The sequence below is a fragment of the Halorientalis persicus genome (assembly GCF_900110215.1).
Classification (GTDB): Archaea; Halobacteriota; Halobacteria; order Halobacteriales; family Haloarculaceae; genus Halorientalis; species Halorientalis persica.
Genome location: NZ_FOCX01000061.1, coordinates 1 through 10,787, shown reverse-complemented (window position 1 = coordinate 10,787; position 10,787 = coordinate 1). Strand labels below are relative to the sequence as shown.

The window sequence follows — 10,787 nt, the reverse complement described above, 5'->3', positions numbered from 1 at the left end:
CGTCAAAAAGCTTTCTCAGTGTGTAAAATCTAAGGGTGGTTACGTCGACCGGGGCTGTACAGCTAATTAATAAGGGTCCACGTAAATCACTCAGAGAACATTGGATTTTTCGTCCGGTGGATCCGATCCAATATCGGTCGTATTGTCCTGGCAGGACTGACAGAGACGGTAAATTCGAATCCGATCACCGTCGACTGGCTCGATATGAGATTCTAGTTCGTCCTCAAGCTCAACGCGCTCGGATTTCGAGACATCCACTTCGAAGACACTGTACTGCCGCCAGGCACCGTACCGTTCGAGTGTGCGATACACCCGTCGACGGTCCGTGTCGTCGTTTACGTCGTAGGCAATAGCCAAACGCATCGTTATTTTGAGAAGGTTAGCGCATGGTACTCGTCCAATTCACCCGTGATTGCCTTCCGCAACAGAATTGCCTGCTGTCGAACAGCCTTCCGACGTGTAACGGTATACTCGAAGTACGGATGGGTGAATTCCTCTTGCATAAATTCATCAAACTTCGAGCAGTAGGTCTTGAACGCGTCGTCAACCAGATGGTTATCCTGTGTAAACTCATCATGTGTAATTACACCACGATTCACCAGCCGTGTCACGAACGCATCGCAGAAGATTGGCCTGAACTCTTCCTGAAGGTCGAGTGCCAGTGATGGCCGGCCGTGGCGATCGGCATGAAGGACACCCAAGAACGGATCGAGATTATACTGACGTAGCGCACTCAGTACCTCGTTTTTCATGAACACGTAGGTCAGTGACAACAGTGAGTTAATGTGGTCTTCCGGTGGTCGCTTCGTTCGTTTTTCGAAGGTCCACCCATCGGTGAGTGTCTCGTCGAGACGATTGAAGTACCGCTCACCTGCTTCACCTTCGACACCGCGGAGGTCATCTTTCGTTGAGACGGTCGTCGCACGGACACCGAGATCTTTCAGAACATCCGTCCCGTGAACGCCTTTTCGGGAAAGCAGTGTTCGGGCATTGCGGATTTTCGCAGCGATCATCGACGATGCGATATCCACCTCTGCGGTCTCGTCAAGTGCGTACTGTGCCCGCCGTACCTCGGCAATGGTGTTCTTTTCGGGGACGAAACTCCCTCGGTATTTGCCGTTCTCGGTGAAGTAGTTGAGAATGATGCCATGTTCGTTCGCCTCGGCAACGAACGGTGTCGAAAAGTTCACGCCGCCGAAGACGTTGACAGTCTCGAGTTTTTCCGTGGGGAACACGGCGAGTTCGCCTTGGTCGCCGTCGACATCCCAGACAACAATGCGGCCGCCGTCTTTTCGAACCTGGGTGCCCTGTTTAGTGACGTAGACCACCGACTCATCGAACATCCCCTCGGTCGCTTTCATACCTCTCCCTCCCAGCCAGTTCCGTGGGCTCTGTCAGGTTCAAGCATCGTTGTTTCTTTTGGCATACAGTACTCTCGGGCAGAGCAGGCCTCACACTTCGAGGGATTGTCGGTGAGTGTGGGTATCTCGTCGACTGACATGGTTTGAATCTTCCTTACAATTTGGTTGACTGCTTGGCGATGATCCTCTGTGATCCGAACCGAATGTCGCTGGTCTGTAGAATACAAATAAATATATCCAAAGTTGACAGGCTCGCCGATTGCTTTGGACAGTAACATACAGTAAGCGGCTAGCTGAATTTCATCGTTGGTGTAGTACCCACCACTTTCAGCTCGCTTCCGCTCAATTGGCGTCAGGACCCCGTCTTCTGATTCGATAATGTCGATTTTGCCATGAAGACTCAGTGAGGTATCACACAAGTATTGTTCGTTGATCCAGTCACCTCGGTGAGCAGCGTTCTCGTGTTTACTCCGACCATCGACCAGTTCGTACGGTGTTCCGATTTCGTCGTGATACCGCTGGTAGTAGAATCGTCGTGGACAGTAGAGGTACTCATTCAGCGCACTCACGTGAACGATCTCGTCGTGATCTGCGACGGAACTTCCTGACATCATAACTCACTCACCTCAATATCAAGTCCATCAGTATCCTGCTGATCCTGCACTTGGCAGTACAGATAGAGTGCATCATGGCTGAACGCGATAGATGCTGTATCTCCTTCTGGATGTAGAAGTGGATACACGAATCCGAACTCGCCAATGGAGTATTGTTTCGAGACCTCGCTGACATGACCCTCAATCGGGTAACAGAGAATTTCGGTTTCACTGAGGGCGATTTTCAATTGGTCTAACCCATCGATGTCCGGTGACGTTTCGACTTCTAGACCGGTACACACTTTTGGTTCCCGAGTCTGCCGTTGTCCCTCACTCAGTAGTGAGTACAGTTCACCAGTCGGTTTGAAGCAGAGATCGCGCCCAGTGTACTCTTCATCACCTTCGGTTCCATCGCTGTCGTAAGTCCCGAAATAGATGCAGTATCCAATGCTGTAACGTTCCACCCGTGATAAATCGTCTTCGAGATGATCAGGAAGATGGGTCAAAAAGTCATCCCGCTCCAATAACCGGATGTCGCCGTGTCGTAGTAGATACGTCAGATTGTAGTTCTGGACGACTTGTTGGTCTGGATCATAGACTGATAGTTGGAGACTGTTACCGCGGTACATCTGCAACGTATCGAGAATCTTTGTTTGGACCGCGTCATGACATCGTTTCGCATCTTGCTTCGAGAACACGGTACCATGCGGTTGGCAAAAGTGCCGTTCGATTCGTTTCCAGCCCTCTTTTCGGATCAGGCCAGATTCGTCCGATGGTGCGTTGTCTACACGTTGTTCGACGTGATGGTACGCTTCGACAGCCGAATACCGCCAGTCAAACGACTTCGGTGTTGAGTTATCGACGTAGTGTTTTTCAACCAACCCCTTGAACTGATCTCGGCTAATCCACTCGTTATTGAACTCATCGATCTCCGGCTGAAGTTGTTTATGTACGTAGGGTGGGAGGTACGCGTAGGCACTTGATGTCTCTTCACGTGTTCGGAGACGGCCGAGTCGCTGGAAGAATGTTGCGGCGCTGTGTGCCGAGAAGAGCACCTGATCAGTATCGAAATCGACACCAACTTCGACTGCCGCATTGCTAACAAGAGTATCAAATCGGTCGAGTTTATCACCGATATCTCCACGATGAAATCCGTCGATTCGTTCGACAATACCGAGTTCAGAATCCTGCAGCAATCGATATATACGGTCGACTTCGTGAATCCCATCCAGCATCAGAACAGTTCGTCCCTGTAAGAGGCGGTCAATAGTTTCCTCTCGCTCCTCAGCCAGTCGTGTCGCAGTCTGAAAGGTTGCAGCCGGCTGCAATCGGAGTTCGAGCGGTGGTAATACTGGACGGTAAGCAGTCGGTAGCTGACCGGGTGCAAATGCGATAACTGACTGGTCATCTTCAGCCATTGCTGGATGTGCTGTCTCACGCCATCCGAAATCCGTGAGTGGATAGTAGGGAGCAGAGACCGACTCATCGAACCGTTTGGCTAACTCCTCGTCAGGTGTCGCACTGAGGAACACGAGATGTGATAACTTACATATTTCAGTATCGGCGTCTTGCATTTCATCCAACAAAAACAGTAGCGTATTCTGTTCCTTTCGTGTCGCTCGATGAAACTCATCGACCACAGCGACTTCAAAGAGATTGATGCCATCGATTCGTTTGTGATATATTTCTCGTCGTAACAGGACGAATATGTCTGGATTCGTGAGCAGAATTACCGTTTCCGGTCGCTGGAATGCATCCCGTAAGAGGTACGAAAGTAGCTCTCCGTTCGACTCAGCAGCAGGGTACTCTGTAGCGTACTCGTCTTGAAGTGTGTCACTTGAGACTGCCAGTAAATGGACGTCATCTCCACCATCAATATCGTCCAGTTGTGACCCGATATTCTCTTGTTGATCTTCGATCAATGCATTCGTTGGATACACCGCAACCGTGTCCAGACCCTCCGAAACCGTCGGTGCGAGCCACGAAAGCGTCTTTCCCGCACCAGTTGGTGCGTCGTTCACGAAGACACCCGGAACATCAGTTGTCAGGGCATCGTGGAGTGCCCACTGGTGGCGGTGAGGGGTGACGCCGTCAACTGGATACGAATCACCAGGATATTCTCGCAACGCGAGCCCCTTCAATTGAACCGTTAGTTGGGACGAATCACACATCGTCACGTTTCGTTGCGAGGAATTTGGCATCTGCCGGGTAGTACACACGGTCAGTAGAGTCAATCGGTGACTCTATCGCGTAGTGGTCAGCTTCGAACTCACCCTCGAACCAGAGCGGCGTGGGTTGCATCTGGCGCATCACGACGCCACCGAGTGGCTGTGCGTCATGATCGTAGATACTCAGCGGATGTCCTAGCGAGAACGCCCCCGATTTTCGATCGGCATTGACAATACGATAGCGAACGTGGCCTTTCCCACGCTTTTTGCCCAGTCGGATGTACGACGGAAGTGTCTCTTTGACGGACTCAACTGTCCGGCCGTACGGAAAGACATAGAACCGGAAGTGGTTACCCGGCGCTAGCGCTCGTTCACGCTCAAACGTTGGAAGGTTCTGGCTGGCCTTTCCCGTTGGATCGTCATCGGCCGGATAATTCGGGGTCGCGTACGTATCTGCTCTCGCGTTCCGGATGGTCGTGAGGTATTCTGTTTGGATCGAATCGCTCTCGACCGCTACAGGTGTGGCTGGGGTCACGTATACTTCGTCTACGATGTCCGCTGTATCCTCAATATAGGTTGGCTGGTGGGTAATATCAACGTAGTTGCCACCTGCTAATCCGAGTGCATAGTGCAGTGCTGTGTTGAGGATATACGGGTCGGTGTCAGCCATCCGACCGACTTCCCGGGATGCAAACCCGACTTTCCCGTGTGTTGTCAGCGTTGCTTCGAGTACCTCCATGGCTTGGATTAGTTCTCGTCTGCTGCAATTGCGTCGTCAATGAACGACTGTGAGTGGGGTTGTTGGGCTTCAAGCACAGCCTGGAGGTCATCGTCACCTGTGAGCGACAGTAATTCATCGAGAATCTCGTCATCGACAGCTTTCTGTGCGATTGTCTCCGCACACGCTGTATCGTAGGCTTCTCGGACGTATGTTGCTGCTTGGTCAGCATTCAGTGCCGGAGCCTGAACGATATCACCAAGCGTTCGATCACTCTCACTGGCGAATGACACAATCGTTTCGGCAGTGAGCTCTCGGTTTGACGGCCCCTCTTCAGATCCAGTGTAGAGACCGAGGATACGATTGTTCACCCGTCCAAGCCGAGTCGTTGCCGCCCCGTAGCGTTTGTTTCGGCTCGTAATCGCAGCGACGAACGCCACTTCCGCAGGTGTTGCGTCACGAAGTGTTATGGTACACGGGAACAGGGTTCCCGGTTCGAAAAAGTCCGGCTCTCGAATGTTGGCAGTCGACCCTTTGGCGTACCCCTCACCGGGCGCGTTCTGGAATTTCTCGTCGATACACGCACTGGCATCGCGGACAGTAAACGCAGTATCGTACATCACTCGCGACGTGACGCCGATATCCACATCGTCGTCTCCACTGGCTGCACTGCCGTAGAGTGCCGACTCGACGGACTGGGGATTCATATCGTTGACATCCATCGAATCGCTCTGGTCGTACTCCAGTAGTTCCCGCTGAATCGCTTTTCCAGTCCGGCGATCACTCCCGGTCTGTTTCCGCATGAACATCAGTCCTGGTGAGTACTCGATACTCCCATCGTCGTCAACGACAGATAGTGAGGTGATGTCTGCGTCCTGCCCATTAGTTGTAAAGACGGCATGGCTCTCCAGTTCCCGAAGTACCAGAAGCGTCGTGTAGTTCGTTCCGGGCGTGTTGGTCATACCATCGATTGGAACAGTGCCATCTGCAAGTGCGTCGGTAATACTGTCTGGAATCATTGTTAGATTTGGTCTGCTGTCTGTTTCTCCGCATCGTCTTCTTCGTAGTACTCTGCCTCAGCTCGAAGTGTCGCACCGAAGAAACCGTCTGCGAGGTTGTTTTCGAGTCGCTTCAGTTGGGAAGGACGCCCGTTTGCGATCCCGTAGAGGATTTCATCGACAAAATATCTCGCGTACTCCTCTAGTCGCTCCTGAAGCGATGTACCAGCGTCTGACTCTTCGGCACTGACCGGATAGACCGCATCACCGGCCTGCCGGTCGATCATCTTCTGAAGTCGCCCGGAGACGCACATTCTGTAGTCCTCTCGGTCGAGTTGCTGTCCGGTCTTTGAAACCGCTTTGACGCTCTCACGGAACACACGTTCGACACGATGGGGTTTCCGGTCGTGTCCGCTCGCCGGTCGGATGGCATCGTATGCGAGATTCGCGAGTGTCGTGATGCGGTTGTGTGGTGTATCAGTCATTTGTGAATTGGATTGTCTGATCGCGTTTCGCTGATCGAGCGCGACTGCATACCTCATCAGGGCGGGTATGTACGGCCCCTCATCTGAGGAATTTAGCTCGGCCTGTGTAGCCCGTTTGAACAAATAGGAACCCGGCAGCATTTCGTTCCGCGTTATTCTGAGGTACTTTGCGAATAGCGAATCATTGTACCGATTGTTTTTACTCTTATTGTCAAATTTGTAATATTGGAGCGAATATCCTAGTTTGATCAAAGCCGCGGTAGACTGGAGTTGATCACTCAACTCAGTGAGTGTTACCTTCCCGTCAAAGAATTCACTCACCTGCGTGAACCCGCTCCCGATCTTTGCGAACTCCGGGAAGTCACGAGAGCGCATCTCTGGAACAGGCGACGAACTCAGATACACACGCATCCCAGTGTAGGCGCTCACAGTGAGGGCCAGAAACGCACCGAAAAACTGAAATTCGGTATCGTTGTCCGGATTCTTGAAATAGCCGACGGTCTGGGCACCGAACTGTCGATTACGGTCGAAATCTTGGGAGAGTGACTCGATCATCGTTCGCCCATTCCCTTCCGGCTGTGTCAATTCGTCCATCACACCGGTGAACTCTTCGAGCGAGTCGATATCGAACACCCGCTCGGCAAGTCGTCCTAGTCGAACTCGGTTTTCACCGGTGAACCGGTTGACTAAACGAGAATAGAGCCGCCAGGAGTAGGGCGTATAAAAGTAGTCAGGTACCAGATGGAAGAACAGTCGCCCTTCGTCTCGTCGAGATGCTGCTGTCTCACGCAACGAAAATTCGATTCGACAAATCAAACAGAGCAAAAGTTTTCTTTCGGAACTTCCAACCATCTTTCTATTTGAAAAGCCGTCTCGCAAAGTAGTGAGTGATTTTTTTGACTTCATCGGACCAAGATTTCCGCCTGCCGCGACGCCACGGCTACATAGTGTACAAATTTTACCTTTGTATCTATTTTCTTTTTGTAATCTATATTCTTCGTAAGTGTCGACGGTTGCGCTCGTGAGGATAGAACTGTTATTCCCTATACTTAGGTTTTCAGCTATAAATGCACGTACTCCTGTCACCATGTCACCTGCATGTGTCTCCTGTATCCGAGTCCGCCAATCAGTGTCTTCGTCAACGAGTGCAGTCAGACCATCTGACACTGTTTTAATAATATCGTCTTCGACAGTAGGGATTACAGGCCCGGTTCCGTGTCGATCAAGAAGTCCTTGTGCAATTGCATACGAATACTCCCATTTGCCGCCGCTTTTCAACTCCGAGGTAGTGTCCTCTGAGAGAGAAACAAGGTTCTCAGATAGCTCATCGGAAAGGTTGAACACGGAGACAGTGGCTCGAATCAGGTCGTTTGCAGTTCGGTCCCTGGGAAGCAAAGGATCGACAAACCAACTCTTTATTGTGTTCACAAATCGAGCGAGACCGTACTGTTGTGCCGTTTTCTCGAACTCGGTTTCCAGTTCACTTTCCAGCAGTTCCATCGACTCTGTGGCATCGTCTGTGGCACTGTCGTTCGCGTCGCCATCGGTGACGCCTTTTCGAACGACAGCCTGCAACATTGTTCCACTGCCAGCGTAAAAAAAGTCGGCTTCGTTCGGACTGTAGAGTCCCTGTGCATAGGCAATCGAGAGGTTTGATTGTAGTTGATCAACATCGTTGTACGATGGGTGGGAATTGCTGATACTGTCTTTTAGCCGTGAGGTAATTGTGGCGACAAGTTCTTCATTATTCTTTGGCTGATCCTGTTCGGTTGGTGCAAGGTACACACAGCCATCCTGATACATCGTGAGCAGTTGATAGTCGTATTCTTCCTGCAAATACTCGCTCACAGCTTTATTCAAGAAGTTCGTAAAAACGCCACTAATGTGGCCAGTTTGATGATGTACAAGCTCCATATCACCATCGGGGAACGCCTCGCGGAATCGATCTTGAACGCGATCATTCGTCGCTGCCTCTGGTGTCGTCGAGGAAGCCATCGCGTCGGCCAGTCGTATTAGTGGTCGGTACTCTCGCCAGGTCGTCGTGACGCGAGTCGAGTTAGCGTTTTTAGTGTCGTGATGATCGACGGCGCACGAACGGAACGTTCGAATCGAGAGTGTCGAGTTGGGATCGTTCTGAATAGCGCTAAATTCGTCTAGTCCCATTTCCTCGATGAACGGCTCCAGTTCCTTGACTTGGATATCGAACCGTTCATCTGGATTTTCGTCTACTTTGCGGAGCTTGTGATAATCGTGAGCGACCGCGAGTGCGATGAGATGGCGGAGTTTCTTCGGTGTAATCGGAGGAAGATCAGTATTCTCTACCTGCCGAGCAAGCTGGTGTAAAAAGTACACTAGATTGCGAGTATGATTGAGCATCGACTGGTCGACTTTCCCGTATTCGACACTCTTATTCGGGAGAAACGACCATCCTGCTTCCACAAGCCGTGGATCTACCTGTGTAATATACTCGCTTAAGACACTATCCAATTTTGACTCAACAGTCTCTGAATTGGGGTCAGTTTCAAACTCTTCTTCTGGGTTTTCCAAGAAAGCCGTTGAGAAAGAATCAACGCCTTCAGTAGGTTCTTGTTCTGAACCACCATCGCTCTCTGACCCAATATCATCAAATTTGGCCTGCTTTCTATCGTCGTCCGTCATCAATCTTTGACCTCCGTACTCACCTGTCCACAACCCCGAGCAACAGCACTCCCGACGCCACTATACTCGGCAAACAACCCAAGCGCAGTCACCGCATTCTCGACGGACTCACTCGCGTCCTTGAACTCGTAGGTACAGTCGGCTGTGAAGCCCTGCCGGAAGAGATTCCGCGTCTCTCCGTCGTCGTTCTCGACGCGATTGACCAGCACCGAGTGGGTATCATACGTGCGTGCGTCGGGTTTCTCAATCACGTTCGCCTCAACCGCCTCTCGCCCCAGATCGAGCTCCAACTCCTCGGGCGCGGACCGATTCCACTTCCCCAACAGCGACGAGAACACGGCCCACCGATGGGGAAACATCGTCGTGATCTCGCCGGCTTCCTCGATACAGGTCGCCGTCTCGAAGGACATCTCGATAGTCGGGTCGTCCATCGAGCCCACCTCGTCCAGCAGCTCGCCCTGTGTCGTGTTCGCGCTCTCAAACTGTTCGACGTGCAACTTACCGTGACTCAAATCGATACGATCACCTTCCAAGACGAGCGCGTTCACCAGCGCCTGGAATATCTCGATGTCGGCGGGGTCAACGACGCCAAGCGTCAGATGATAGGCCTCGTCTGGCAGGAGCGACTTATGATAGGCGCGGTCACTGTCACCGAACACACCACGAAGGCCACTGCTGTGGAGGCTCCCAAGTGACGAATCATGAATGTGTCCGCTCACGTCTGCATCAACCGCTTCGAGCACACCCAACAGCGCCGAATACACGGAATATCCGTCGGAAATAGGCACTGGAAACCGAGACGCCGGGCGAGCCGTGATGTCGATCCGGCGTAATCTATTAGTCGGCGAGACTTCTTGTTCGATCATCAGGTGTACCTCAGCCGTTAACCCAGTACCACCATAAACGTTTCCCAAAAACGGGACGGTTTCAATTTCATGCAATCAAAATCCTCCAGCCGTTAATTTCACGTCTATGCAACAGTACTGTTTTTGTGTACCATCCCATTGAGCCGGTAATGCGGACGTATCTCTCGGCGATCGGGTTCAACAGTACGAGCGTCACGCGCCCGCTATTGAGTCATGGTATCGACACTGGCGATGCGGTCGTGTTAATCCGCCCCGACCAGGAACCAGATTCGCGTGCCGAGGAGGCAATCGGAGATGTCGAGCGGCTCCTTCAGGAGATTGAACCAGACATCGATCTGAGGACGGAGCGAATTTCCCACAATGAATTTCAGACTGCCGTGCTAGAGTGTAGTGATCTGATTCGGGCTGCCGAGGGGGAGCGGATTGTCTCGCTAGGTGGCGGTGCACGCGATGTCTTGCTACCATTGACGATTGCTGCAATGACACACGTTCGATTGCTCTCGGCTGCACTGTTTTTCAGCGATCTCGACGGCACGGTTCAGGAGTGGTCACTCCCTCGGCTGACCGCCCACGTGCAGGATACGACGCTCGAGACACTCCGGGCGATTGCCACGGCAGATGGCGGGAGTTCAATTCCGGAGTTGACTGAAACAACAGGCAAATCCAAGAGTACTATCACACGGCATGTGACTTCGCTATCTGACGAAGATGCTATTGAGACGTGGACTGACGGGAAAACAAAGTTCGCCAAGGTGACGCTAACCGGGCAGTTGGTTCTTCGGGAACTGGCGTAGCTACCTGGACATTTATTAACTTCGTGTACGGCCCCGGTTGACGTAGCCGGGTGACGATATGCGTGGCTGAGAAAGCTTTTTGATCGCTATGGCCGTATTTCCACCCCCAGCCACGACGGTCAGAAAACCCACACCGGGATTGAAAC

General features: G+C 52.0%; 9 protein-coding genes. 1 reads left to right on the top strand and 8 read right to left on the bottom strand.

All coding sequences use genetic code 11. The annotated features are described in order from the left end of the window. Positions 1 to 90: 90 nt before the first annotated feature. The 8 genes from cas2 to cas6 are packed head-to-tail and all read right to left on the bottom strand — an operon-like array spanning position 91 to position 9,724. Positions 91 to 363, bottom strand: a complete 273-nt coding sequence (gene cas2 / locus BMX17_RS23895; protein WP_092664877.1) for a CRISPR-associated endonuclease Cas2 — start codon at positions 361 to 363, stop codon at positions 91 to 93. A 2-nt stretch (positions 364 to 365) separates the two neighbouring features. After that, complete coding sequence (gene cas1 / locus BMX17_RS23890) at positions 366 to 1,361, bottom strand: CRISPR-associated endonuclease Cas1 (protein WP_092664874.1); 996 nt, start codon at positions 1,359 to 1,361, stop codon at positions 366 to 368. Further along, a complete protein-coding gene (gene cas4, locus BMX17_RS23885; protein WP_092664880.1) occupies positions 1,358 to 1,972 on the bottom strand; it encodes a CRISPR-associated protein Cas4 in 615 nt (204 codons plus the stop codon). The genes cas1 and cas4 overlap by 4 nt, the downstream gene beginning before the upstream one ends. Beyond that, the gene (gene cas3 / locus BMX17_RS23880; RefSeq protein ID WP_092664871.1) at positions 1,972 to 4,125 is read right to left on the bottom strand and encodes a type I-D CRISPR-associated helicase Cas3'; all 2,154 of its coding nucleotides are present in this window, start codon (positions 4,123 to 4,125) and stop codon (positions 1,972 to 1,974) included. Before cas3 ends, cas4 begins: the two co-directional genes overlap by 1 nt. Beyond that, positions 4,118 to 4,861: a type I-D CRISPR-associated protein Cas5/Csc1 gene (gene cas5d / locus BMX17_RS23875; protein WP_092664868.1), complete on the bottom strand. Its 744-nt coding sequence runs from the start codon at positions 4,859 to 4,861 to the stop codon at positions 4,118 to 4,120. Before cas5d ends, cas3 begins: the two co-directional genes overlap by 8 nt. Before the next feature lie 8 nt (positions 4,862 to 4,869). Next, the gene (gene cas7d / locus BMX17_RS23870) at positions 4,870 to 5,859 is read right to left on the bottom strand and encodes a type I-D CRISPR-associated protein Cas7/Csc2 (RefSeq protein WP_092664865.1); all 990 of its coding nucleotides are present in this window, start codon (positions 5,857 to 5,859) and stop codon (positions 4,870 to 4,872) included. A gap of 2 nt (positions 5,860 to 5,861) precedes the next feature. Next, the gene (cas10d, locus tag BMX17_RS23865) at positions 5,862 to 8,981 is read right to left on the bottom strand and encodes a type I-D CRISPR-associated protein Cas10d/Csc3 (protein WP_092664863.1); all 3,120 of its coding nucleotides are present in this window, start codon (positions 8,979 to 8,981) and stop codon (positions 5,862 to 5,864) included. Continuing rightward, positions 8,981 to 9,724 carry a CRISPR system precrRNA processing endoribonuclease RAMP protein Cas6 gene (gene cas6 / locus BMX17_RS23860; RefSeq protein WP_244515099.1) on the bottom strand — a complete coding sequence of 248 codons (744 nt, stop codon included), beginning with the start codon at positions 9,722 to 9,724 and terminating at the stop codon, positions 8,981 to 8,983. The genes cas10d and cas6 overlap by 1 nt, the downstream gene beginning before the upstream one ends. A 272-nt stretch (positions 9,725 to 9,996) precedes the next feature. Between cas6 and csa3 the strand changes: the two genes are divergently transcribed. Further along, entirely contained in the window at positions 9,997 to 10,641 is a 645-nt protein-coding gene (csa3, locus tag BMX17_RS23855; RefSeq protein WP_092664857.1) for a CRISPR-associated CARF protein Csa3, read from the top strand. Positions 10,642 to 10,787 lie beyond the last annotated feature (146 nt).

What these genes read in the sequence shown, in the direction of transcription:
- cas2 (WP_092664877.1), bottom strand. Translation starts at nt 363, where the DNA reads ATGCGTTTGGCTATTGCCTACGACGTAAACGACGACACGGACCGTCGA.
- cas1 (WP_092664874.1), bottom strand. Translation starts at nt 1,361, where the DNA reads ATGAAAGCGACCGAGGGGATGTTCGATGAGTCGGTGGTCTACGTCACT.
- cas4 (WP_092664880.1), bottom strand. Translation starts at nt 1,972, where the DNA reads ATGTCAGGAAGTTCCGTCGCAGATCACGACGAGATCGTTCACGTGAGT.
- cas3 (WP_092664871.1), bottom strand. Translation starts at nt 4,125, where the DNA reads ATGTGTGATTCGTCCCAACTAACGGTTCAATTGAAGGGGCTCGCGTTG.
- cas5d (WP_092664868.1), bottom strand. Translation starts at nt 4,861, where the DNA reads ATGGAGGTACTCGAAGCAACGCTGACAACACACGGGAAAGTCGGGTTT.
- cas7d (WP_092664865.1), bottom strand. Translation starts at nt 5,859, where the DNA reads ATGATTCCAGACAGTATTACCGACGCACTTGCAGATGGCACTGTTCCA.
- cas10d (WP_092664863.1), bottom strand. Translation starts at nt 8,981, where the DNA reads ATGACGGACGACGATAGAAAGCAGGCCAAATTTGATGATATTGGGTCA.
- csa3 (WP_092664857.1), top strand. Translation starts at nt 9,997, where the DNA reads ATGCGGACGTATCTCTCGGCGATCGGGTTCAACAGTACGAGCGTCACG.